General features: G+C 69.2%; 18 protein-coding genes. 6 read left to right on the forward strand and 12 right to left on the reverse strand.

Annotated features, from left to right (window positions below):
• Positions 1-25 precede the first annotated feature (25 nt).
• Together K0O62_RS03200 and K0O62_RS03205 are read right to left on the reverse strand one after the other, a co-directional pair.
• Positions 26-1,252, reverse strand: coding sequence for a YibE/F family protein (locus tag K0O62_RS03200; protein ID WP_073855785.1), 1,227 nt, complete (start codon positions 1,250-1,252; stop codon positions 26-28).
• Between the two features lie 21 nt (positions 1,253-1,273).
• Entirely contained in the window at positions 1,274-2,572 is a 1,299-nt protein-coding gene (locus K0O62_RS03205; RefSeq protein WP_073855649.1) for a pyridoxal phosphate-dependent aminotransferase, read from the reverse strand.
• A gap of 122 nt (positions 2,573-2,694) precedes the next feature.
• Between K0O62_RS03205 and K0O62_RS03210 the strand changes: the two genes are divergently transcribed.
• Positions 2,695-3,093 carry a hypothetical protein gene (locus tag K0O62_RS03210; protein ID WP_234800024.1) on the forward strand — a complete coding sequence of 133 codons (399 nt, stop codon included), beginning with the start codon at positions 2,695-2,697 and terminating at the stop codon, positions 3,091-3,093.
• A 65-nt stretch (positions 3,094-3,158) separates the two neighbouring features.
• On the opposite strand, the gene K0O62_RS03215 is transcribed toward K0O62_RS03210, so the two are convergent.
• The 3 genes from K0O62_RS03215 to K0O62_RS03225 form a co-directional block, all read right to left on the reverse strand.
• On the reverse strand, positions 3,159-6,236 hold the full coding sequence (locus K0O62_RS03215) for a (Fe-S)-binding protein (protein ID WP_097933996.1): 3,078 nt from the start codon (positions 6,234-6,236) through the stop codon (positions 3,159-3,161).
• Between the two features lie 164 nt (positions 6,237-6,400).
• The gene (iniR, locus tag K0O62_RS03220; RefSeq protein WP_073855652.1) at positions 6,401-8,890 is read right to left on the reverse strand and encodes an isoniazid response ATPase/transcriptional regulator IniR; all 2,490 of its coding nucleotides are present in this window, start codon (positions 8,888-8,890) and stop codon (positions 6,401-6,403) included.
• A gap of 7 nt (positions 8,891-8,897) precedes the next feature.
• Entirely contained in the window at positions 8,898-10,685 is a 1,788-nt protein-coding gene (locus K0O62_RS03225) for an Hsp70 family protein (RefSeq protein WP_073855653.1), read from the reverse strand.
• Positions 10,686-10,967: 282 nt separating this feature from the next.
• On the opposite strand from K0O62_RS03225, the gene K0O62_RS03230 reads away from it, so the two are divergent.
• The 4 genes from K0O62_RS03230 (at position 10,968) to K0O62_RS03245 (ending at position 16,120) form a co-directional block, all read left to right on the forward strand.
• Positions 10,968-11,474, forward strand: a complete 507-nt coding sequence (locus K0O62_RS03230; RefSeq protein ID WP_073855654.1) for an Rv0340 family IniB-related protein — start codon at positions 10,968-10,970, stop codon at positions 11,472-11,474.
• Positions 11,475-11,729: 255 nt separating this feature from the next.
• Complete coding sequence (locus tag K0O62_RS03235) at positions 11,730-12,641, forward strand: IniB N-terminal domain-containing protein (RefSeq protein ID WP_073855655.1); 912 nt, start codon at positions 11,730-11,732, stop codon at positions 12,639-12,641.
• An 84-nt stretch (positions 12,642-12,725) separates the two neighbouring features.
• Positions 12,726-14,570: an isoniazid-induced dynamin-like GTPase IniA gene (iniA, locus tag K0O62_RS03240; protein WP_073855656.1), complete on the forward strand. Its 1,845-nt coding sequence runs from the start codon at positions 12,726-12,728 to the stop codon at positions 14,568-14,570.
• Between the two features lie 32 nt (positions 14,571-14,602).
• Positions 14,603-16,120, forward strand: coding sequence for a dynamin family protein (locus K0O62_RS03245; protein ID WP_073855657.1), 1,518 nt, complete (start codon positions 14,603-14,605; stop codon positions 16,118-16,120).
• Positions 16,121-16,127: 7 nt separating this feature from the next.
• On the opposite strand, the gene K0O62_RS03250 is transcribed toward K0O62_RS03245, so the two are convergent.
• From K0O62_RS03250 to K0O62_RS03280, 7 genes are all read right to left on the reverse strand, one after another.
• Positions 16,128-16,532, reverse strand: a complete 405-nt coding sequence (locus tag K0O62_RS03250) for a hypothetical protein (protein WP_131817386.1) — start codon at positions 16,530-16,532, stop codon at positions 16,128-16,130.
• 22 nt (positions 16,533-16,554) lie between these two features.
• The gene (locus K0O62_RS03255; RefSeq protein ID WP_073855659.1) at positions 16,555-17,496 is read right to left on the reverse strand and encodes an LLM class F420-dependent oxidoreductase; all 942 of its coding nucleotides are present in this window, start codon (positions 17,494-17,496) and stop codon (positions 16,555-16,557) included.
• Between the two features lie 42 nt (positions 17,497-17,538).
• Positions 17,539-18,162 (reverse strand): TIGR03085 family metal-binding protein, encoded by a 624-nt coding sequence (locus K0O62_RS03260; protein ID WP_073855660.1) that lies wholly within the window; start codon positions 18,160-18,162, stop codon positions 17,539-17,541.
• A gap of 33 nt (positions 18,163-18,195) precedes the next feature.
• A complete protein-coding gene (locus tag K0O62_RS03265; protein WP_073855661.1) occupies positions 18,196-18,750 on the reverse strand; it encodes a hypothetical protein in 555 nt (184 codons plus the stop codon).
• A 57-nt stretch (positions 18,751-18,807) separates the two neighbouring features.
• The gene (locus tag K0O62_RS03270; protein WP_073855662.1) at positions 18,808-20,124 is read right to left on the reverse strand and encodes a DUF445 domain-containing protein; all 1,317 of its coding nucleotides are present in this window, start codon (positions 20,122-20,124) and stop codon (positions 18,808-18,810) included.
• Positions 20,125-20,191: 67 nt separating this feature from the next.
• Complete coding sequence (locus tag K0O62_RS03275) at positions 20,192-21,064, reverse strand: Abi-alpha family protein (RefSeq protein WP_234800025.1); 873 nt, start codon at positions 21,062-21,064, stop codon at positions 20,192-20,194.
• A 242-nt stretch (positions 21,065-21,306) separates the two neighbouring features.
• Positions 21,307-22,908 carry a hypothetical protein gene (locus tag K0O62_RS03280; protein ID WP_131817387.1) on the reverse strand — a complete coding sequence of 534 codons (1,602 nt, stop codon included), beginning with the start codon at positions 22,906-22,908 and terminating at the stop codon, positions 21,307-21,309.
• A 231-nt stretch (positions 22,909-23,139) separates the two neighbouring features.
• On the opposite strand from K0O62_RS03280, the gene K0O62_RS03285 reads away from it, so the two are divergent.
• On the forward strand, positions 23,140-24,807 hold the full coding sequence (locus K0O62_RS03285; RefSeq protein ID WP_073855664.1) for a PE-PPE domain-containing protein: 1,668 nt from the start codon (positions 23,140-23,142) through the stop codon (positions 24,805-24,807).
• The last annotated feature ends 107 nt before the right edge of the window (positions 24,808-24,914 follow it).

Genomic DNA, 24,914 nt, shown 5'->3' on the forward strand with positions numbered 1-24,914 from the left:
CGAGGGTGCGCGCTGCGAAACGGTGTCAGCGGGTGGCGCCCCGGGTGGTGGAGAGCACGGCGGCGATGGCGGTCGTCAGCGGGACCGACAGGGCCAGGGCGATGCCGCCGACCGCGGACCGGGCGATCTCGATCGCGACGCTCTCACTGACCAGCACATCGCCCAGGGCCCGGTTGGCGACACTGAACAACAGCAGCAGCGGCAGCGCGCTGCCGGCATAGGCCAGCACCAGGGTGTAGACGGTGCTGGCGATGTGGTCGCGGCCGACCCGCATGGCCCCGAAGAACACCTCGCGCCGCGAATCGCTGTGTTCGGCGAGTTCGAATGCCGTCGATGCCTGGGTCACGGTGACGTCGTTGAGTACGCCGAGCGAGCCGATGATGAATCCGGCCAGCAGCAACCCGGTGATGGATACGCCCCCGAGATAGGTCGCGACCGCGTTGTTCTCCTCCTCGGACAGCCCGGTCAGTTGGGTCAGTTCGATTGCTCCCCAGGACAGGGCGGTGGCGAGGATCAGCGAGGTGAGGGTGCCCAGCAGGGCGGCGCTGGTCCGCAGGCTGACGCCGTGCGCCAGGTACAGCACCGCGTACAGGATCAGCGAGGAGGCCACCAGCGCCACCGGGATGGCGGCGGCTCCGTCGCGCAGGGCGGGCAGCATGAACACCACCAGCACACCGAATGCCACCACGATGCCGATCAGCGCGCGCAGCCCCCGCCAGCCCGCGATGGCGACCACCACCACCGCGAAGACCGCGGCCAGGGCGGCCAGCGGCCAGGCCCGCTCGTAGTCATAGAACGAATAGGCGGTGGTCCCGGTGGGATCCACCGCGCGGGTGATCCGGATGTCGTCACCGACCATCAGCTGCGGCTGGCCGGGGCCACCGCTGAATTCCAGCACGGTGTAGGCGCCGGCATTCGGGCCGGACTCGATGCCGATCAGCGACTGGGTGCAATGCGCGTCCGTGCCGGCCGTGGACCCCGGTGGGGCGGTCAGGACGACGCCGACGGCAGGTCCGCCACACGGGGCGGCACTGCTGGACAGCACGCGGCCGGCCTCGGTGCTGACGCTGCCGCCCGCGGAGTTCTGGAACGGCAGCGGGATGTCGACCTTCTGCTGGCTCGGCCACAGCCAGGCCGCTCCGGCCAGCGTCAGCACCCCCAGCGCGATCAGCAGGCCGACCACGATGCGGGCCGCCAGCGGACCCAGCGGGTTCGGTCCCGAGCTGAGCGAGTGCGAATGTGAGTGCGCCACCGGCACAGCCTAGATCGGTCGCTACTGCCGGTAGCTCACCAGGAAGTTGCCGAGCCGCTCGATGGCCGCCGCCAGGTCGCGTGACCACGGCAGCGTCACGATGCGCAGGTGATCCGGTGTGGGCCAATTGAATCCGGTGCCCTGAGTGACCAGGATCTTCTCCTGCAGCAGCAGATCGAGCACCAGTTGCTCATCGTCGTGGATGTCATAGACCTCGGGGTCCAGGCGGGGGAACGCGTACAGCGCGCCCTGCGGCTTCACGCAGGACACCCCGGGGATCTCGTTGAGTTTGGTCCAGGCGGTATCGCGCTGCTCGAGCAGCCGCCCGCCCGGCAGTACCAGATCATCGATGCTCTGATGGCCACCGAGCGCGACCTGAATCGCATGCTGGGCCGGAACATTCGGGCACAGGCGCATGTTCGACAGCAGGCTGATGCCCTCGATGAAGCTGGTGGCGTGTTCCTTGGGTCCGGTGATGACCAGCCAGCCGGAGCGGTAGCCGGCCACCCGGTAGGCCTTGGACAACCCGTTGAACGTCAGGCACAGCAGATCCGGCGCCAACGTGGCCAGGCTGATGTGCTTGGCATCGTCGTAGAGGATCTTGTCGTAGATCTCGTCGGCCAGCAGCAGCAGCTGATGCTTGCGCGCGAGTTCCACCATCTGCTGGAGGACCTCGCGGCTGTACACCGCCCCTGTCGGATTGTTCGGGTTGATCACCACCAGCGCCTTGGTGCGCTCGGTGATCTTGGATTCCAGATCGGCGATGTCGGGGTTCCAGCCCTGCGTCTCATCGCACAGGTAGTGCACCGGGGTGCCGCCGGCCAGTGCCGTCGAGGCCGTCCACAGCGGGTAGTCCGGCGCCGGGATGAGCACCTGATCGCCGTTGTCCAGCAGCGCCTGCAAGGTCATGGTGATCAGCTCGGAGACGCCGTTGCCCAGGTAGACGTCGTCGACGTCGAACTTGGGGAAGCCCTCGACGAGCTCGTAGCGGGTGAACACGGCGCGCCGCGCCGGGATGATGCCCTTGGAGTCGGAGTACCCCTGCGCATACGGCAGCGCCTGGATGATGTCGCGCATGATCACATCGGGGGCCTCGAAGCCGAACGGGGCGGGGTTGCCGATGTTCAGCTTCAGGATGCGGTGGCCCTCGGCTTCCAGCCGCGAGGCGTGCTCGTGTACCGGGCCGCGGATCTCGTAGAGAACGTCCTGCAGCTTGGTCGACTGCGCGAACGTCCGAAGCTTCGGCTGGCTGCCGGTATGCCAGGCCTTATCGGGCAGCTGATGGGTACTCACGCGTCCCAGTGTCCCACGATGTGGCAACCCGATTTATCGCAGCGAGAACACGATTCTGACGAGAGTGTGGAAAAACGGCTGCGCATGCGCCTTTTCACCGTGACCCGGTGCTACCTTCCTCAATCACTATGACGCTTATTACACGTGCGGTGAGTGCGGGATTCGGGATGGTGGCGGCGGCCGGGCTGGCGCTGTCGGTGGGAGCGGGGGCCGCGTACGCCGACCCCCCGCTGCTCAACGGCAATTTCGCCGGCGGCGACGCCGAGAACCTCTGGACCATCGCCTCCACCTGCGCCCCGGCCGGCTGCACCGGTACGGTGTCCAGCAACCAGGGCTGGAGCAGCCCGATGACCCTGCACGACGGCCGCTGGTACTTCTTCGTGACCAAACCCGACGGATTCGTCTGCAGTGACGGCAGTTTCGCGCCCGCGGTCATTCACATGGCGATCGATCCGGTGACGCTCGGCGGGGTGCTGTCGGCCGACTCGAACGGTGCTTGCCCGGGCGGTATCACCAGCGCCACGCCGTTCCAGCTGAAACAGGTCTAGCGCAAAAAAATTTGCGCACATTCCGTAACGGTGAGCGTTACGGAATGTGCGCAAATCGAGGTGTGTCAGCGTTTGCCGGGCCGGCGGGCACCCTTGGCGATACCCAGACCCTTCACCGGGGGCTCGTCACCCACGACGCAGTCTTCACCCGACCCGTTCGACGACGACGCGGGCTCTGCGGCCGGTTCCGGCTCGACAGCCGTGGACGGCGGCTCGGTGGCCGACGACACCGGCTCGGCCGCTGCGGCGGGAGCCGCCGGAGCCGAAGCCTTGGGGGCGGCCTTCTTCGCACCCGGGCGACGTGCGCCCGCGGCGATACCGAGACCCACCACCGGCGGTTCGGACTTGTGCTCCTGCAGGCCCATATCGGAGTCGGCGGTCTCTTCCTTGGCGCCGGCGACCGCCTGATCGGGATCGACGTTCGGCGGCTGTGTCACCGTCGGCTCGCCCTGGTTCGGCGACGCCGGGGCGGCCTTCTTGGCGCCGGGGCGCTTGGCACCGGCGGCCAGGCCGAGTCCCTTGACCGGGGCTGCCGGTGCGGCGGCCTCGGTGGGGGCCGCCTCGGCCGCGGGGGCCGCGGCAGCGGCGGGCGCGGCCTTCTTGGCGCCGGGGCGCTTGGCGCCGCCGGCCAGCCCGAGTCCCTTGACCGGGGCAGCAGGTGTCGCCGCTGCGGCGGCCTCGGCGGGAGCGTCGGCAGCGGCGGGCGCGGCCTTCTTGGCGCCGGGACGCTTGGCGCCACCGGCCAGCCCGAGTCCCTTGACCGGGGCAGCAGGTGCCGCCGGTGCGGCAGCTGCGGCGGGCGCCGCGGGAGCCTCCTCGGCCTCCTCCACGACCGGAGCGGCGGCGGCGACCTTGGCCTCAGCGGCCTCGCGGGCCTCCGCCCGCTTGGCGGATTCGGCCGCGGCAGTGCCCTTTTCGGGCAGCGTGTACAGGCTGGTGTCCAGCGAGCTCAGCAGCAGCTGAGCGACGTCGAGCACCTCGACCTTCTCGATCTCTCGGGTGGCGGCGACATCGTCGACACCGTCGGTGATCATCACGCGGCAGAACGGGCAACCGGTGGCGATCGCCGAGGCGCCGGTGTCGATGGCCTCCTCGGTGCGCTCGGTGTTGACGCGCTTACCGATGTGCTCTTCCATCCACATCCGGGCACCACCGGCGCCACAGCACAGGCCGCGTTCGGCGTGCCGGGGCATCTCGGTGAGCTTGGCGCCGGCCGCGCCGACGAGCTCACGCGGGGCCTCGTACTCCTTGTTGTGCCGGCCCAGGAAGCACGGGTCGTGGTAGGTGACCTCCTGGTCGACCGTGGTGACCGGGATCAGCCTCTTGTCCCGGACCAGGCGGTTCAGCAGCTGGGTGTGGTGCACCACGGTGTAGTTGCTGCCCAGCTGCGGGTATTCGCGGTTGATCGTGTTGTAGCAGTGCGGGCAGGTGACGACGACCTTGCGGTCGACGGCCTCGACGCCCTCGAACAGCTCGTTGATGGTCTCGACGTTCTGCGCGGCGAGCTGCTGGAACAGGAACTCGTTGCCGGCGCGGCGGGCGGAGTCGCCGGTGCAGGTCTCGCCGGTGCCCAGCACCAGGTACTTCACACCCGCGGTGGCCAGCAGTTCGGCGACGGCCTTGGTGGTCTTCTTGGCTCGGTCCTCGTAGGCGCCGGCGCAGCCGACCCAGAACAGGTACTCGAAGCCGTCGAAGGAATCCACGTCCTCGCCGTAGACCGGGACGTCGAAATCGACCTCGTCGATCCAGGTGGTGCGCTCCTTGGCGTTCTGGCCCCAGGGGTTGCCCTTGTTCTCCAGGTTCTTGAACAGCACACCGAGCTCGCCGGGGAACTCGGATTCGACCATCACCTGGTAGCGGCGCATATCGACGATGTGGTCGATGTGCTCGATGTCGACGGGGCACTGCTCGACGCAGGCACCGCAGTTGGTGCAGGACCACAGCACGTCGGGGTCGATGACGCCGCCCTGCTCGGCGGTGCCGACCAGGGGGCGAAGCGCCTGCTCGGGTCCGGAACCCTCGATGCGTGCGAAGCCGTCCTCGGGCACCCCGTGCCCGTGCAGGCTGTCACCCAGCTTCGCGAAGTCGACGGAGCCCTCTTCGGGCATCTCCTTGCCCTCGATCAGATAGGGCGCCTTCGCGAACATGTGGTCGCGCAGGTTCATGATGACGAGCTTGGGGGACAGCGGCTTACCGGTGTTCCAGGCCGGGCACTGCGACTGGCAACGACCGCACTCGGTGCAGGTGGTGAAGTCGAGGTAGCCCTTCCAGGTGAAGTCCTCGATCTTGCCGCGGCCGAAGACCGCATCCTCGGCGGGATCCTCGAAGTCGATCGGCTCGCCCTTGTGCTCCATCGGCAGCAGCGGGCCGAGGCCGTCGGGCAGCCGCTTGAAGGTGACGTTGATCGGGGCCAGGCCGATGTGCAGGTGCTTGGAGTGCAGCACGATCAGCAGGAATACCAGCATGACGCCGATGTGGCCCATCAGTGCCACCGTCTCGATCCACATGTTGGCGGTCGGGCCGAGTGGGGCCAGCAGGGCGGCCATGCCATCGGAGAGGAAGGCGCCGGACTGGTAGGGGAAGTTCTCGCCGAGCACGTTGACCGCGGCACCGCGGAACAGCGCGTAGGTCGCGATGACCAGGAAGATCATGAACAGGATCTCCCACGCGCCACCGGTGTGTGAGCCGTAGAACCGGGAGTCGCGGCCGATCTTCTTGGGGGCGCGGACGACGCGGATGATCGCGAACACGACGATGCCGATGAGCACCGCGAGAGCGAAGAAGTCCTGCAGGAAGCCCAGCACCGGCCAGCGGCCGACGAGCGGGATGTGGAACTCGGGGTTGAACAGCACGCCGTACGCCTCGACGTACACCGAGCCGAGGACGAAGAAGCCCCACATGGTGAAGAAGTGCGCGATACCGGGGATGGACCACTTGAGCAGCTTCGACTGTGCGAAGACTTCCTTGTTCTGGTTCAGGAAGCGGCGCACGAGGTCGTCCTTGCGGCCGCGTTCGTCGCCCAGCTTCTGTCCCGAGCTGATCAGCTTCGTCAGCCACAGCACGCGCCTCGCGGCGAACACCAGGACGATGGCGGTTCCCAGCAATCCGAGGACCAACCTGCTCACTTCGAGCGTGTGCTGCACCGCGCGCCTCCCGAGGTATAAGTTACCGGCTGGTAACTTGAAACGTGTTACTCACCGGTAACTTAAGCTATTTGCCTGCTCATAGTTACATCAACGGTTGACCCATCGCTAGCAAGGCTGTCCTAACTCACCGGTTGGTAGCGAACGGCGGCCCGCAGCGGCGGTCAGGCCGGGGTGCCCAACAGTGCCCGCAGCATGGACAACATCTCCGGCCGCGACTCCGCGCCGAGGCGCCGCCGGATTCGGGCCACGTGATGCTCGACGGTCTTGGCCGAGATGAAGAGTTGGCTGCCGATGTCGCGGTAGGGCATGCCGAGCAGGAGCAGTTCGGCCACCTCGCGTTCCCGGTCGGACAGCCGCGACGAGGGGATCGCCGCAGCCCGCGGCGCCACCCCGGCCGGCCGGGACGGCTCCTCGAACGTTCCCGAGGCCGCAGAGGCCGCAGCGGCCTCGGTGTCGTCCGCAACGGCCGGGACGTCGTCCGCATCGTGGGCCGATACCTTGAGCTCGCGCGCCAACTGCAGCATCACCCCCGACACCCGGGGATCCGGGGTCTGCAACGCGGCCTGGCCGGCCAGCCGGGTCGCATCCCAGGTCAACCCGAACTGGGTGAGCCCGCGCGCCGCCGGCGTCACCTCCTCGACGTCGACCTGATTGGCCAGCACCCGCAGCCACGCCCGCCCGGCCCGTGCCAAGGCCTGCGCGTAGGCGCTGTCGGCGGCCGCCGCGGTGAGTGCCTGACCGTGCGGGGCGACCGCATCCGGCGAGTTGGCCAGGATCCCGGCGTGCACCCCCGCCCAATGCAGCGGCACCGACCACAGCGGTGGCCGGCCGAGGCGCTCGAGCAGGCCCATCGCCTCGTCGAGGTGATGCTGTAGCCGGTCGACCTGGCGCAGCCGCGCGGCCGCGACCCACAATTCGCCCAACGGCAGCAGGGAGTAGAGGTCGAGCGAGTACTCGGCCAGCACGTCCAGCGCGGCATACCAGTGTTGCTGCATGGCGCCGCTGTCCCCGGCGCGGCGGGCGATGGCGGTGTGCAGCGCGGCCGACCACAGTGCGTCCCGGCGGTGCAGTCCCGGTGCCCCGGCCGCCGTGGCATCGGCGGTTGCCCGGTTGAGCCGGCCGTCCAACATCCGGGTCCAGCCCAGCAGCAGCCGGTGCCGAGGCGCGGTGAACGGCGACGACTGCGCGGCGGCCCGGCCGATGATGCTGCGCGCCCGCACCGGGTCCCCGCCATGGATCGCGGCCAGCGTCACCAGGGCCGCGGGGCTGTCCGGGGATACCGATTCCAGCGACCACTCCGAGGTGATCGATCGGCTCAACCCGGCGATGGCGGCCGGGAACGGCCGGTCCAAGGTGTCCAGCAATCCGTCGGCCAGGCTGCGGGCGGCGCGGGCCGTCGACGTGGGCGGGCCCGGATCCTCGACATCGAGGGCGGCCCGGGCCGCGGGTACATCGCCGGTGGCCACCGCCACCACCACCGCCGCGGACGCGATGAACGCATCCGGGTAGGGGCCGAGCCAGCCGAACAGGTCGGCAGCCGCGGCGGCGTCGCCGTCGTGCATGGCCACGCTGGCCGCGATCCGCACCGCGGCGGCTCGCTGCGCCGGGTCGGCGGAGCCGAGCAGATCATCGGCCAACCGCGCGGCGGTCGCGCAGTCTCCGGTCAGTGCCAGCGCGTCACCGAGTTCGGTGCTCAACTGCGTCGAGCCGGCCTCGGATGCCGCCCGGTACAGCGCCGCCGCCCGGGCGGGATCGTCACGGTGCCGTGCCGCCAGCGTGGTCAGAGCCTTGGCGAGCCGCTCGTCCCGCAATCCGTGCTCGGCCATCCGGAGAGCGAGATCGGCTGTCAGCGTGGTCATTTCGAGTTGGGTGTACAGCAGTGAGATCTCGGTGTCGTGGTGGCGGGCGGCCCCGACGATCTCGGCGACCGCCTGGTGCAGTGTGCGGTGGAACGTCGGAGGCTGACCGGGTTCCAGCAGCCCACTCGCCCGGGCGTGGTCCACCAGGAGCTGGGCCGCCGCGGCGTCCACCCGCAAGGCGGCGGCGATGTCGTCGGACCCCAGCCGCCGGTCCAGGGAGCACACCAGCAGGGTGTCGAGCACCGGTTGGTCGAGCCGGCGTAACCGTTCGATGAGCGCGACCCGGGTGGCGTCGACCGGTGCGTCGGCGTCCAGTGCCGCCGACACCAGGAACGGCACGCCGGCCGTCGCGGCCAGTACCGCCTCCGCGTGCCCGACACTGCCGGGACGCAACCGGGCCACCTGGGCCGCGGTCCACGGGCCCAGCACCACCGCCGGATTCTCGCGGGTCAACGCCAGGCCCAGGTCACGCAGTGCGCCGTGGTGTGCCAGCGGTTCGGCGGCGACCACGACGGTGCGGCCCGGGTCGGCGGCCGCCTCGGTCAGGCGCGCCAGCTCGCCCTCGGAAAGCAGCTGGGCGTCATCGACGACCAGTGCCGCGCCGGTCTCGTCGTCGGGGCTGCTGCGCACCGGCACCCCGGCATCCCGCAGTGCGCGGCGCACGGCACCGAGCAGCGTGGTCTTCCCGGCGCCGATGCCACCGGACACCAGAATCTTGGCCGGATCGCGGGGAGCCGCGATCAGGGCCGCGATGGCACCGGAGTCCGAGCCCACGACCGCCGGGGAGGACATCGCCGGGTTACCCCTCTTCGACGGGCGGTTCCACGGGCTCGGGTGCCGGGGCGGGCTCAGGCTCGGGCTCGGGCTCCGGCGCGGGGGCCACCGTGGTCGTGGTGACCGGCGGCTGCGTGGTCGTGGTCACCGGTTTCGTGGTGGTCGTCGTCGGCGGAGTCGTCGTGGTGGTCGTGGTGGTGGTCGTCGTGGTGGTGGTGGTGGTCGTCGTCGTGGTGGACGGAGTCGTGGTGGTGGTGGTGGTCGTGCTCGCCGGCGGCGGCGGGATCTCCGAGGTGGTCACCACGCCGTTGTCGCCGGTCACCGTCACCGTCTGCGGTTGGTTGGCCGCGGGTTCGCCGGGCTGACCGGGCTCGGTGGAGAAGCTGGTCGCGGTCTCGGTCACCGGGCCGCTGGGGCTGCTGGTCCCGGTGAGCGTCACCGCCAGCCCGCCCACCGCGAGCAGCGCGGCCGCGGCCGCGGCGCCGAACAGCAGCGGAGGCCGCTTGTACCAGGGCAGCGGCTCGGGCTCGAGCGGGTAGTCGTCCTCGCCGGGGGCGAAGGCGATCGGCGGGCGGGCATCGGTCGGGGTTGCGGCATAACCGGTTTCGTAATCGGGGCCCTGGTAGGGAACCGGTTCGCCGGTCGGGGCCTCGTCGTCCTCCGACCAGGCCAGCCCGCCGGGGGCGCCCGATTCCGCGGCGGCTGCGCCACCGGCCCAGCCCATCGTCGGGGCCATGCCGGTCGGTGCGGAATCCGGGCTGGCGGCCGGGGCCAGGCCCGTCGGGGCGCCCGCCTCGAAGGCGACGTCGGCAACCAGGGCGGCGCCGGTCGCCGCCGCGGTGAGGGCCTGCGGCGTGGTGGCCACCGGGACCCGCAGCCGCTCGGAAAGCCGCTGCGTGACAAGCGGAATGGCCGCGCCACCGCCGACCGTCGCCACAGCCGACAGTCGATTGCTCGCAATACCGTTGTGCTGCAACAGCTCTTCGATGGCGGTGAGCAGGCCGTCCAGCGGCTGATCGATGAGCTGGTCGAGCTCGGCGCGGGTCACCCGGACATCGGAGCGGAAACCGGGCAACTCGGCGGGCACCACGGTGGCGGTCTCGGCCGACAACCGTTCCTTGGCTCGACGGCATTCGTCGCGCAACCGCCCCAGCGAGCCCACCGCGGCGGTCCCCGCGGGGTCGGCGTCACCCGCGTCGGCGATGCCGGCGATGACGTGATTGAGCAGGGCCTGATCGATCTGCTCCCCGGAGAAGTCGGGGTAGCGCAGCGTCGCGCCGATGGGGGCGAACTGCGCGTCGGCGTCGGCCAGCGTCACGCTGGTGCCGCTGCCGCCGAAATCGCACAGCGCCACCACACCCTGGGGCGGCAGGCTGCCCGCGGCACGCAGGCCGGCCAGTGCGGCGACCGAATCCGGGACCACGGCCGCCGAGGCGAGCCCCGGCTTGTTGCGCAGGGCGGTCTGCAGAGCGGCCACCACAGAGGGGGCCCAGTGCGCGGGCACCGCGATGGTGATGGGGTTGCCCCCGCCGACGGTGTGCGTCATCGCGTCGAGCGCCTCGGCGAGCACCTGGTCGCCGCGGTGTGAGGAGCCGTCGGAGGCCACCAGCGGCACCGGGTCGCCGACCCGGTCGACGAAGCCGCCGAGCACCAGGCCGGGCTGGTTCAGGTTGGGGTTCTCGCTGGGCACACCCACCTCGGGCGCCCGGTCGTTGAACAGGGTCAGCACCGACCGGCGGGTGACCGGTGGCCGTCCGTCGCGGGCCGCCACCAGGTTGGTCATCCCGACGGACAATCCGAGCGAGTCGCTCACGCGATTTCCTCGCAGGCTTGGATCTCGCATGTCAGTCCGATGGTTCGCTCGCAAGCGTCGCTCACGCGAATGCTCCCCTCCTTGTAGACAGTCCCCCACCTTAATGGGAGGGAACCCGGTAGAGCCGGAATCCCCCTAACGTGTCGGAACCCCTAATGGGCGATCCCCTAACGGATGTCGACGACGATTGGGCTGAACACCGATCTCAACGGTGCCGTTCCCCAATAGCATCGGTTCACGAGCTTGCGACGTAACGGAAAAATCGGGGGCGAGACCTGACTCATGGCCAATTCACTGCTCGACTTCGTGATGGCGCTGGTGCGGGACCCCGACGCCTCGGCGCGGTATGCCGCCGATCCCGCGGCCGCTCTCGCCGCCGCCGACCTGCCGGATGTGACGACCGCGGACGTCGACCAACTCATCCCGGTGGTCGCCGACTCGCTGTCCGGACCGGCCCTGTCCACGGGCCTGCCCGCGACGGACGCCAACGTCTGGGCGAGCGGCGCCGCCACCGCGGCCTTCGATGCGTTCGGTATCGACGATGCCTTCTCGGACGCCCTCCCGGTCGTGGCGCACGACCTGGACGATTTCTCGGTGCGTGAGGTGGTGACCACCGTCGCCGAGCCCGACTCGGCGGTGCCCTCGGCCGACGATCTGCCCGCGCTGGAGGTGCCGCTGCTCGACGACCTGCCGGGATACGAGTCCGTTCCCGACGCCGCCGTCCCCGACCCTGGGACCGATCAGGACTGGACTGCCCCGGACCCGTCCGGCTTCGACCTCTTCGACTGACGCCACGAACTGGCCCCACGAACTGGCCCGCGCACCGCGATTCACCGCGGTGAGCGGGCTTTTTCGTGTCTGCGAAGCAGACCCCAATGTCACCCCCTATGCCCCTAATGGGGGACCCCCTAGTGCCCCGTATGGGGGTTTCGGGGGAGGGGATTCAACCCCGTTTCAGCGGGGCCGGAGCGCCCATAACGTGGTTTTCAGTTCGCCGGACCACCCAGCGACAGGTTCTACCCACAACCTGAGAAAGGCCCCGAAATGACCACCATCATCGACTACATCCTCGATCTGTTCCGCAGCCCGAACCTGGCCGGTGCCTTCGTGGCCAACCCGGAACAGGCCATGCGCGACGCCGGCCTGCCCAACGTGACGGCCGCCCAGCTGCAGGCCGTCGCCGCCACCGCGGCCCCGGCCGGCGTGGCCCTCGGCGGCGGGGACCCGGTCCTCGGCCTGCAACGTGCGGTCGCCGACCACCACAGCATCGCCACCTCGTTCGCGCCGATGTACGCCCCGCAGCGGACCTTCGCCCCGGAGACCGACATCGCCAGCCACAACCGGACCAACGCCGAGTTCATGAGCCCCGAGCAGAGCTCCGGCGCCAACTCCCAGATCGGCGGCTTCAACTTCGGCTTCGGTGACATCACCTTCGGCAACAAGACCACCACCACCGCCACCGACGGCGGCGTCATCGTCGCCGGCCCGAACACCGGCACCGTCACCACCGGCGACGACAACGTCGTCGGCGACGAGAACATCACCGGTGATGACAACGTCGTCGGCCACGGCAACACCAAGGTGGACGTCGAAACCGGCAACCACTCACCGGTCATCATCGGCCACGGCAACGACGTCGAGGACAACTCGCAGATCGCCGGCGACGACATCATTTCCGGTAACAAGGGCCCGGTGCTCAACGACGTCGACACCAGCGGGGGGAACGGTGGCGGCGCGGTGGCCGGCGGCGGTCTGCTCGGCGGCGGTCACGCCGACGCCGGCAGCGGCGGAAACGGTGGCGGTATCACCATCATCGACAACTCCGGCGTACTGGACAACAGCGACGACGACAGCTCGGTCGTCACCGTCGTCGACACCGACATCGACAACTCGGTCGACAACTCCAACACCCTGGACATCGACAACACCATCGAGACCAACGTCGACGTGTTCTAACCACGCCCGATCCCGACTGGCGGGGACCGCTTCCTGGTCCCCGCCAGTCGGCGCGCCTACGGTTGACGCTCAGGAGAGGACCCCATGACCCAACCCGCGAGACCGATCGCCGAGGGCGCCCCGGCGAGGCCGGTCAAGGTGATCGTCGAGCTGATCGACCACACCGCCAAGATCGCCGGCCTGTATGACCGCGCCGACCTGGTGGAACGGTTGCACATCGCCAAGGAACGCATCTGCGACCCGCAGATCCGGGTGGTCATCGCCGGCCAGCTCAAGCAGGGCAAGAGCCAACTGCTCAACTCGCTGCTGAACGTGCCGGTCGCCCGCGTCGGCGACGACGAGAGCACCGTGCTGGCCACCGTCGTCTACCACGCCGAGACGCCGACCGCCCGGCTCGTGGTCCTCGGCGCGGACGGCACCGAGGCCGAACTGGTCGACATCGAGATGGCCGACCTCAAAGACGACCTACGCCGGGCCCCGGCCGCCGGTGGGCGTGAGGTGCTGCGCGTCGAGGTCGGGGTGCCCAGCCCCATGCTCAAGAACGGTTTGGCGTTCATCGACACCCCCGGCGTCGGCGGGCACGGGCAGCCGCACCTGTCGGCGACCCTGGGCCTGCTGCCCGACGCGGACGCCGTCCTGATGGTCAGTGACACCAGCCAGGAATTCACCGAACCGGAACTGACCTTCATCCGCCAAGCCGTCGAAATCTGCCCGCTGGCATCGATCATCGCCACCAAGACCGACCTGTACCCGCGCTGGCGCGACATCGTCGCCGTCAACACCGCGCACCTGCAGCGGGCCGGCATAGACACCCCGGTGATCCCGGCCAGCTCGGTGCTGCGCAGCCACGCCATCACCCTCAACGACAAGGAACTCAACGAGGAGTCCAACTTCCCGGCCATCGTGAAATTCCTCTCCGAGAAGGTGATGTCGCGGGAGAACGACCGCATCCGCGACCAGGTTCTCGGCGAGATCCGCGCTGCTGCAGAACATCTCGCGCTCGCGGTGAGTAGCGAACTGTCGGTGCTCGACGATCCGGGAATCCGCGCCCGGTTGACTTCCGAACTGGAGCGGCGCAAGGCCGAAGCCCAGGACGCATTGGCACAGACGTCGTTGTGGCAGCAGACCCTCAACGACGGGATCGCCGATCTGACCGCCGATGTCGACCACGATCTGCGCAACCGGTTCCGGCACATCACCGCGCACACCGAGTCGGTGATCGACGGCTGCGATCCCACCCTGCACTGGGCCGAGATCGGCACCGAACTGGAGAACGCGGTGGCCACCGCGGTGGGGGACAACTTCGTCTGGGCCTATCAGCGTGCCGAGGCGCTGGCCACCGAGGTCGCCCGGTTGTTCACCGAAGCCGGCCTGGACGCGGTCGACCTACCGCAGGTGAGTGCCCGCGACATGGGCGCCGGGCTCGGCGAATTCAAGTCGGTGGCCCGCCTCGACGCCAAGCCCATCAAGGCCGGCCACAAGGTGGTCACCGGTATGCGGGGTTCCTACGGCGGCATCCTGATGTTCGGCATGCTCACCTCCTTCGCGGGGCTGGGCATGTTCAACCCGCTGTCGCTGGGCGCCGGATTCGTGTTGGGTCGCAAGGCCTATAAGGAAGACATGGAGAACCGGATGCTGCGGGTGCGCAACGAGGCGAAGACCAATGTGCGCCGGTTCGTCGACGATGTCTCCTTCGTGGTGAACAAGGAATCCCGGGACCGACTCCGCCTGGTGCAGCGCCAGCTGCGGGATCACTACCGCGCCATCGCCAACCAGACCAGCCGCTCGCTCAACGAGTCGCTGCAGGCCACTCTCGCGGCGGCGAAAATGGAGGAGGACCAGCGCAATACCCGGATCCGGGAACTCGAACGCCAACTCGACATCCTCAAGCAGGTCGTCGACAACGTCGACAAGCTGGTGTCGTCCTGAACACTGCCCGTCGCCCTTAAGCTGGGCACGTCATGAGTACCAGCGATACCGTGCGCGCGATCCTCGGTGGCACCATCGCCGCCTACCGGGCCGATCCCGCGTACCGGCAGCGGCCCGACGTGCACGCCGCGCTCGAGCAGATCGGGCGACGACTCAACGAGCCGATGCGGATCGCGCTGGCCGGCACCCTCAAGGCGGGTAAATCCACCCTGGTCAACGCCTTGGTCGGGGAGGACATCGCGCCGACCGACGCCACCGAGGCCACCCGTATCGTCACCCGGTTCCGGCACGGCCCGTCGCCGAAGGTGACGGCCAATCACCGCGACGGTTCCCGGTCGAACGTCCCCATCGCCCGGGCCGCCGGGGAGCAGCGCAGCCTGACCTTCAGCTTCGCCGGACTCGATCCCGACGGAATCGAGGACCTCGACGTCGAATGGCCCGCCGCCGAACTGATCGACACCACCATCATCGACACCCCGGGCACCTCATCACTGTCGCGTGACGTCTCCCAGCGCACCCTGCGGCTGCTCGTCCCCGAGGACGGTGTGCCCCGGGTGGACGCGGTGGTGTTCCTGCTGCGCACCCTCAACGCCGCCGATATCGCGCTGCTCAAGCAGATCGGTGAACTGGTCGGCGGCGCGGCCGGTTCCGCGGGCGCGCTCGGGGTGATCGGGGTGGCGTCCCGGGCCGACGAGATCGGCGCCGGCCGCATCGACGCGATGCTCTCGGCCCGCGATGTGGCCACCCGCTTCACCGCCGAGATGGACAAGACCGGCATCTGCCAGGCGGTGGTCCCGGTGTCCGGGCTGCTCGCGCTGACCGCGCGGACCCTGCGCCAGAGCGAGTTCGTGGCGCTGGAGAAGCTGGCCGGGGTCCCGCCCGCCGAACTGGCCAAGGCGATGCTGAGCGCGGACCGGTTCGTCCGCGAGGACAGCACGTTGCCGGTGGACGCCGCGACCCGGGCGGCCCTGCTGGAACGGTTCGGGATGTTCGGGATCCGGATCTCCGTCGCGGTGCTCAGCGCCGGCATCAGCGATTCGGTGGCGCTGGCCGACGAGCTGCTCGAGCGCAGCGGGCTGATCGCCCTGCGCGATGTCATCGATCAGCAGTTCGCGCAGCGTTCGGATCTGCTCAAGGCGCACACGGCGTTGCTGTCGCTGCGGCGCTTCGTGGAGGTCAACCCGGTCTACGCGAGCCGCCAGATCCTGGCCGACATCGACCCGCTGCTCGCCGATGCGCACGCCTTCGAGGAACTCCGCCTGCTGAGCCAATTGCGTTCCCGGGAAACCACTTTGACCGAGGACGAGATGGCGTCGCTGCGGCGGCTGATCGGTGGCTCCGGGACGGACGCGGCCAGCCGGCTCGGGCTGGGACTGCCAGGCCCCGACCTGCCCTCTGATGATGGCCCGCGCGCCGCGTTCGCGGCCACCCAGCGCTGGCGCCGCCGGGCCGAGCACCCGCTCAACGACCCGTTCACCAGCAGGGCCTGCCGGGCGGCGGTGCGCAGCGCCGAGGCCCTGGTGGCCGAATTCCGTGCCATGGGGCGGTAAGAGCGCGTTACGGCGCCGGATACAGCGTGCGCGTCTCGTTCTGCCGGGCCCGCCGTTTGGTGGTCGTCGTGGTCTCTTCCGCGTCTTCGGCTCGGGTGGTCGAGGTCCGCGTCCTCGTCGTGGTCGACGAGGTCGTCGAGGACGCCGACGGATCGATCACCTCGCTGATATCGGTGGTCTCCACCGGTCTGGTGGTGGTGGACACCGACGTGGTCGCGGTGGTGGTCGTCGCGCTGCTGCTCGAAGTGTCCGCGAACGGCGTCACGTACTCCAGCGGCGCCGGCTCGGTGCTGCCGGCCTGCCGGACCACGACCATCGTCAACCACACGATGAGGCCGATGGCCGCCAGCGCCGCGACGCTGGCCGCCAGCAGGGTGGGCGTTCGTTCATGCCACTTCGGATCGCCCGTCACGGCCACCGATAGTAACGGTGGGTCAGTCCAGCTGCGGGATGACCTCGGTGGCGAAGAACGCCAGGTGGTCGAGATCGGACATGTCCAGGACCTGGAGATAGACCCGCTGCACTCCGGCGCGGATGAAGGCGCCCAGCTTCTCGACGACCTCGTCGGCGCTGCCGGCCACCGGCGAATTGCCACGCATCTCGTCGAGCTCCCGGCCGATTGCCGCCGCCCGGCCGGTGAGTTCGGCTTCGCCGCGTCCCGCGCACAGCACGAACGCCGCCGAATACACCAGCGAGTCCGGCGCGCGACCCGCCGCGGCGACCGCGGCTGCCACCCGGTCGTACTGCGCCGTCAGGTCCTCCAGGGAGGCGAACGGGATGTTGAACTCGTCGGCGAACTGCGCGGTGAGCGCCGGGGTGCGCTTGGGGCCGGCCCCGCCGATGATGATCGGCGGGCGCGGCGACTGCGCGGGTTTGGGCAGCGCGGGGGAGTCCTTGACGGTGTAGTGCGCCCCGGTGTAATCGAAGGTCTGCCCGGCCGGGGTCTGCCACAGCCCGGTCAGGATGTGCAGTTGCTCGGTGAGCCGGTCGAAACGCTCACCCAACGGCGGGAACGGGATCGCATAGGCCTGGTGCTCGGCCTCGAACCAGCCGGCCCCGATGCCGAGTTCGACTCGGCCGCCGCTCATTTCGTCGACCTGGGCCACCGCGATGGCCAGCGGCCCGGGGTACCGGAACGTCGCCGAGGTGACCATGGTGCCCAACCGGATGGTGGTGGTCTCCCGCGCGATGCCGGCCAGCGTCACCCACGAGTCGGTGGGTCCGGGCAGCCCGTCACCGCTCATCGCCAGGTAGTGGTCGGATCGGAAGAACGCGGAGTAGCCCAGTTGTTCGGCGGCCTTCGCGACGGCCAGCTGGTCGCCGTAGGTCGCGCCCTGCTGTGGTTCGACGAAGACCCGGAAGTCCAGAGATGCCATGCGCTCCAGCCTACGGCGGGGGACAGCGACCCGGGGATGAGGCTAGAGGCCGCGGCGGCTGGCCCGCACCGCCGCGACGGCCTCGGCGTCCCCGTCGAACGTCACCCGGGCCGGTTCGCGGCCCGCCGCGAACAACAGCAGTTCGCCGGGATCGCCGGTGACGGTGACGGGCGCGCCCTTGCCCGCGGTGGCCAGCACCTTGCCCGCGGGGTTGGTCAGAGACACCGCGGCCGGCGCCTTCGACAGCGTCATGCGGGCGAACGAGCTCACCTGCCGTGCCAGGGACGCCGTCGTCTGCTCGTCGAGAACCCTTGGCTCCCATGCGGGCCCGGCGCGGCGGACATCCTCGTGGTGGATGAACATCTCGGCGACGTTCACCAGCGGGTCGAGCAGGATGAACGGCGAATACAGCGGGGGACCGGCCGCCACCTGATGGAGCAGCTCGGCCCAGTCGGTGGAGGCTCTCACCTGCTGCTGGACCCGGGCGGTGTAGCCGGCCAGCTTGGGCACCAGGATGCCCGGCGCGGCGTCGAGACGCCGCTCCCGCACCACCAGATGTGCGGCCAGATCCCGGGTGTCCCAGCCCTCGCAGAGCGTCGGCGCGTCGGGGCCGACAGCGCGCATGGTGTCCACCAGTGCTGCGCGTTCTCTGCGGGCGATGCTCATGAGACGACAGTGTCCATCAGACGACAGTATCCATCAGTACGTCTCCACACCCTCGATCCGGACGAGCATGCCGTGGCCGGTCCCGTCGTTGGTGAACCGGGTGCCCGCGGCAGAGGCTTCGATGGTCCAGCCCAGCGCCGTGTAGGTCCGGTAGTCCAGCGGCACCGTCGGAATATCGCCGAGGTTGCCCACGATCCAGGTGACCGTGCCGTCGGCGGTGAGGTTGACCCCATTGGCCGGGAAACCGTCGATGGACGGGGCGTTCTCGAACTGCGCCTCGCAGCCCACCGCGTCGGCGGTGAGTTGGCAGCGCGTCAGCCCCGACTTGGTCTCGATGTAGACGTAGCCGTCCTGCGGGGTCAGCGCCTGCGCGCCCGGCGGTATCGGGGTGGTCGACGACGGGGGCGCGCTCGGTGGGGCGGAGGTGGTCCGACTCGGCCGGGTGGTCGGGAAGTCCGGTTCGGTGCCCGAGGGTGCCGAACCGACCGGGGTGCCGTCGGTGCTGTCGCTACAGCCGCTCAGGACCACGGCGAGCGCGACGGCGCCGGTCCCGATGCATGTCGCTGCCCGTATCGCCTTGCCTGCCACGGAACCGAGGCTACCGGGCCGGACACCGATTACCCGGGCAGCGCACCGCGACGCGGTCTACTGGTGCAGCAGGATCCGCACCGTTTCGGGGAGCGCGTTGACGGCCTCGGGTTCGTTCCCGAAGTGCTCGATGAGCACCACCTGGAGCTCGCCGACCACACCGCCGAGGATGGCACCGACCGCGATCATGGTCGGTTCGTCGTCCTTGAACACCGGCCGCAGGATCGACTCGTACTCCTCGTTGGTGAGCTGACTCATCTTGTCGATGATGGTGTGCTCCAGGTCGAGCGCCTGCATGGCGTAGTCCTGCGCCTCCAGCAGTGTGGTGGGCAGGCGCTGCACCACCAGTCGCACCAGGCCGTCCTTGAGGGCGTTGTAGCGCTGGGTGCCGACGGCGAGTTTGACCAGCGGGGTCGCGATCCCGGTCTGCGAGTCGATCGCGGCGTTGACCTCCTTGCCCACCAACGCGAACAGTTTGTCCGCGCCGGGCCCGCGCAGGATGCCGTCGAACAGGATCTCGGGGGAGAACAGGTCGTCGGCCAGGATCTTGGCGTAGTCGCGGGTGATCTTCTCGCGCTGCGCGTGCAGCAGACCCTGGAACGTGATGAAGCCGAGATACTTTTTCGGTTCGATCGGCCGGAACAGCATGTTCAGCGCGATGTAGTCGCTGATGAAGCCGACGCCGAACCCGAAGGCCGGCATGATCCACGGGTTCTGGAACAACGCCCAGGCAAACATCTGCACGACACCGATGACCAGGCCGAAGTAGATGCCGCTGCGGCGGACGAACGCCATCGCGTCATCGCCCATGCTGCGCATCAGCTTGTTGAGTTTGTCCTTGTTGCGGACCAGCGTTGTGACGGCGAGGTATTGGATGTCGACGAAGCGCGGGAGGTCCGCGCGCATCTCGTTGAGCAGCGACTCCACCACCCGCGGAGTCTCCTGCTCGATCCGCTTCTGGATGGCGCGCCGGCCCGCCTCGGGCAACGAATCCCACAGGCCGGGCCGGATCTGCTCGGCGACCTCGCGCGATATCTCGTCGATGGCCTCGGTCAGCGGGACCCGCAGCGCTTCGACGGCCTCCTTGGCGTCGACGCGCTCGAGCAGTTCCTCGGGTTTGAGCAGATTCTGGGTGAGCAACTCGATGGTCTTGGAGCCCACCTTGCCGGCGCGCCGCGGCACGATGCCCTGCCAGCCGAACGGGCCGATGCCCTTGAATTCCATTGGCCGGTATAGCATTTCCACCGCGACGATCTTGGTGCTCCACCCGACGAACGCCGCGATGAACGGCATGGACAGGTAGATGAACCAGTTGACCTCGAAGTCGGCCAGGATCTCCGGCCAGGATTGCATGGCCAGGACGCTGTAGGTCATGCGCGATCCGCCTCCGGCTTCTCGCTGGGCGTCATGCAGCGATCCGTCTCCGGCTTATCGCTGTGTGTCACAGACCGTCCTGCTTGATCGCGGCCGCCCACAACCCCTTGCCCAGTCCGGACAGTCGCAGCGACAGCTTCTCCGTGCGGGCGATCAACGGGCCGCGCGATGCGCTCTTGATCGCCTTCAACACCATCGGCTCCGCCATCAACACCTCGTAATCCGCTTTCTGTGACGGGTCCTCCGGACCGATCTCGACCAGTCCAAGGGATAGCAGATGATCGACGTACTGCGGGACCATATTGGGAAGTGCGACGTTGGCGGTCCGCCCGATCAGGCAGGCGTTCTGCAGGACCACCTGGCTGCGGGACCGGCTGTGCACGTTCACCAGTGGTGAGGACGCCCCGTCGGAGAGGGCGCCGATGATCCGGGCCTCATCGGCCACCAGTTGGTCGAGCAGCCGGTGGTAGAGCTCCTGCTGGCTGCCGCTGGTGCTCTGGTCCAGGGCCCGGTCGAGCAGGCGCCCCAACTTGATGTGCAGCGAATCGTTCGACGACGGCTCGGGCGCGGCGGGCTGGGCGGGCCGGGGCGCGGTCTCGAGCGCTTCCAGCCGGGCCTTCACCATCGTGGCCAGCTGTTCCTCGCCCCAGGTGGCGAGTTTGAAGCCCATCTTCGCGGCGTCGATGGCACGGTCGGAGAGGCCGAGCGGGTCGAAAAGCTTGGGCACCACCGGCCGCTGCGTGGGGGTGCGGATCGCGATCGCGATATCACCCAGCGGGGTGGCGAAACGGAACCCCCGGCGGTTGAAGCCGTTGCGCTTGACCGGTGTCTTCTCGGTGACGGTGCCCTCGACGTGTTCCTCGGCGGGGTCGGGTGTGCCGGTGGGTCCGGTGGCCTCGTCATCGATGTCGATGACCTCGGCGACCGGGACCTCGGTCACCGGGATGTCCCCGGGGACCTCCGCAGGGCCATGATGCGGAAATTGCTCTGACACCAGTGATCGACCCCCATGCACGAGACGGTGAGTGGCGCGGTCACCTACGACCGGTTAAGGCACGGTACCGGCTGGCCGGGGGCCGGGGGCTACCGCGGGGGTAGCAGTGGCGGACGGCACACAGCGGAGATCGGGTCCGGCCACCGTCCCCGGGCGCAGGCGGCGCGCTGCCCGGGCTTCGCGGCGCCTCACCCCGGCCGCGTCTGGGCGCAGAGCAGAGTGCTCAACGGCACCGCGAACAACAGCAGCGCCAGGGTCGGGTCGTCGGCGGAGATGTCCGGATAGACCGTGACGATGGCGGCGGTCGCGGCGACCAGCAGCAGCTGGGCCGACACGGTCAGCACGATCCCGCTGTGCGCGTCGCCGGAATCCGATGGCATCGCCCACAGCAGCGCGAACAGTGCGGCCGTCACCGCGATCACCGGCGTCAGTGGAGCGGCGATGACGCTCGGCAGCCAGGATGTGCCGACGACGATGAGCAACGGGATCAGCACCAGCCGGTTCGCCAACTCCGCCGGGATCGGACCGGGTCGCCCGGCCAGGCCGAACAGCGTTGCGGCACAGACGATGACGGTGAGGCAGATGACCACCTGGGATGGCTTGGCCCAGAACGAGACCGGCACCTCGATGCCGAGCTGGTTCAGGGTCACATTGACATAGACGGGCACCAGGAACAGCAGACCCACCCGGGCGACCAGGCGGCCGACCGTGTCGCGCCAGCGGGCGCGCACCGCGACCGGGGCCAGCGTCAGCAGCGCCACCCACATGATCACCAGTTCCAGGCCGGGCGGCGGGGCGATACCGGTCGCCGACGGTCCCATGATCGCGTTGGCGACCAGGTTGGCCGTCACCACGACGGCGATCAGGATCTGATTGGACAGCGCGCTGATGCCGACCGCCAGGGTGGTCGTCACGTCGCCGCGCGGGCTGACCGGGGACCGGAAGGTGCGCTGCGTCCCGTACGCGATGGCCGCGGCGACCAGCATCGCGTGCGGCCAGGTGCCCGGGCCGCCGGGCGTCCAATAGCCGCTCTGGAAGCCCGAGGCGATGCCGCCGACACCGGTGGTCTCCAGCACGATGACGATGACGGCGAGGGTGCACAACAGCGCGGTGAATCCCCACGTCGTGCGGTGCCGCGAGACCGTGTGGGCGATCGCGGACCGCGAATGCGCGGCCATCGCCACACCGCCGGTCGCCATGGCCGCCACGAAGGCCAGCGCGATGGCGGGCACGTAGGTCTGGGTGCCGAGGTCGTCGAGCAGCAGCAGGAGCAGGGCATGTTGATCCTGCTGCGCGGCCGGCGCGTTCACCGCCAGTCCGAGCCGGATGTTGGCGTAGACGGCCGGAAGCCACGGTGCCGCGACCAGGCCGGCGAGCGCGATGCCGGGCCAGGCTCCGATCGGCCGGCGGCGCACGTGCAGGCACCGGAACATCAGCACCGCGGCGGCCAGCCAGGCCGCGACCGCCGGCAGGGCCGGCCAGGCCCGGTCGATCGCCAGCACCAGGATCGGGATCAGCGGGGTGCCGACGCCCGCACACCAGGCGACGATCGCGTGGTGGCGCGGGGCGTCCGCGCCGGTGGCGGTGTACAGGTATCCCACCGCGGCCACCCCCGAGCCGAGCGCGATGCCGCACAGCAGCGGCCAGATGGGGGAGTAGTCGAAGACCAGTTCGCCGGCGTAGAGCGCGTGCTGTTCGGGGGTGAACAGGCCCGGGATGAAGCCGAACCCCAGCATGACGGCGGCGCCGACCCAGCTGAGGATGGCCAGTGCACGGAGGGGCCGCGGCAAGGCGCCCGGGCGAAGACGGGCCGGGCGGTTTTTGGCCTCTTCCCACGCGGTTGCCGCAGCCTCCCATGTGTACACGTGCAGCATCGTCGGGGGCCGCACTTGCAGTCGACTTGCAGTCGGTGTGGGTTGCGGCCGGGCGACCGGGGATTTGAGTAGCGCACTACTCAGATACCCCGTGCCCGGCGCGAGGAATATTCGGCCACAGGACCGGCAACGGACGGGGGCGCGGCGATGAGTATCACCAGCTATATCGGTCGTATCGGTGCAGTGGCTGTTGCGGTGCTGGTGGCAACGGCCACCGCATTTCCGGCGCCGGTGTCGCAGGCGGTCCGGCCGGCCGCCGACACCACCGTGCTCGCGGTGTGCGGGGCCACCTGCCCACAGTGGCCCGCCGCGGACGTCGACCGCATCATCGATGAGTTCGTCACGCCGCTGTTTCCGACTGCCCCGGGCGGTGACATCACTTCGGTCGCGGTGCGCACGCGGGGCGAGTCATGGCCCCTCACCGGGATCTTGCGCCTCCTCGGGCTCGCGGTCGGGGACCCGCGCATCTTCGGACCCGGTGGAGGGTCCTGGCCGAATGTGCCGTGGTGGAAACTCACCGGGCTCTTCGACCTCACCGGCGATCAGTCGATCCGAGCAGGGGCCGCCGCACTGGAGCAGGCGATCGCCGCAGCAACCCCCGGCAACCGTCTGGTGATCTACGCACTGTCCCAGGGTGTGCAATCCACCAACACGGTGCGGGACCGGCTCACCGCGCAGTACTCGGACGGCACTCCGGCACCGGATATCGACTTCATCCTGGAGGGCGATGCCCGGGTTCCCAACGGTGGCCTGCTGTCCCGGTTCCCGGGCTTCTACCTCCCGATCCTCGATTGGACGTTCAACGGACCTGAACAGACCGACACCCCGTTCGACACCGTCGTGGTCAACCGGCAGTACGACGGTTTCGCCGATTTCCCGCTGTATCCACTGAATCTCGTGGCCACGCTGAATGCGGTTCTGGGCATCGTGTACCTGCACACCTGGCCGTTCGGCCTCGACATCCCCGCCGGCGACCCGGCCGCCTCGCCGGCCTATCAAGGTAAGGACGGCAGGACCAGCTACTACCTGTTCGACAGCGATGACCTGCCGCTTTTCGGCCCGCTGCGTTCGTTGGGGGTACCCGAGAGATTCATCGACGTGATCGAGCCGTTCTTTCGGGTGCTCGTGGAGTCGGGTTATGACCGCAGCATCGATCCATGGGAACCAACCCCGGCGCGGCTGATTCCCAGGTTCGATCCGGTGAAGCTCGCCGTAGATCTGATCAACGCCATTGGGGAGGGCATCAACAACGCGCTGGCCATCGTTGGCGTGCCGCCGCTGGTGCGCACCCCCACGCCGGCAATTCCTGCGCCATCGGTTCCCCAAACCGCGAAAGTCGGCATATCCCCACAGCTGACGTCACGCCGCGCGCCGACTGAAACCGAGCAGGAGATGTCGACGCGAACGGAGACGGACACCCGCCAGATTTCGACGAATGTCACCACATCGACGGCGGTGACCGAAACCACGAAGTTCGACGTCCCGCGACAGCGCGCTGCCTCTGAACTGCAGGGTGCTACCGATCTCGAACATCCGCCGTCGATGGCAGTCGGTGCGGTCGAACCTGGCGGGCCCATGGCCGAGGACTCGACTGAGAGCGCCTCGACGACCAAGCAGGCGGAACCTCGACTGCTGTCGCAGGACTCCCTCGAGAGTCAGCAACGGCCTGACCGGCTCGACCGCGGCGACGCTGACCAGCCGACTGTCCGAACTCGCGATGCCGAGGACGCCGACGGTGGTGAGTACGGCGACGGTGGTGAGGGCTCGTCCGGGGATACCAGCGCACCCGGTGGCACTGGAGGAGCAGCCGAGTAGCCCGAGAACGACGGAGTGGCTGTTCCGCGACCCCGCGGGGCAGCCACTCGGTCTATCACCACACCAAGCACGACGGCCTGTGCATCTCTGCCTGTCCGGGAACAATT

The organism is Mycolicibacterium diernhoferi (assembly GCF_019456655.1).
Classification (GTDB): Bacteria; Actinomycetota; Actinomycetes; order Mycobacteriales; family Mycobacteriaceae; genus Mycobacterium; species Mycobacterium diernhoferi.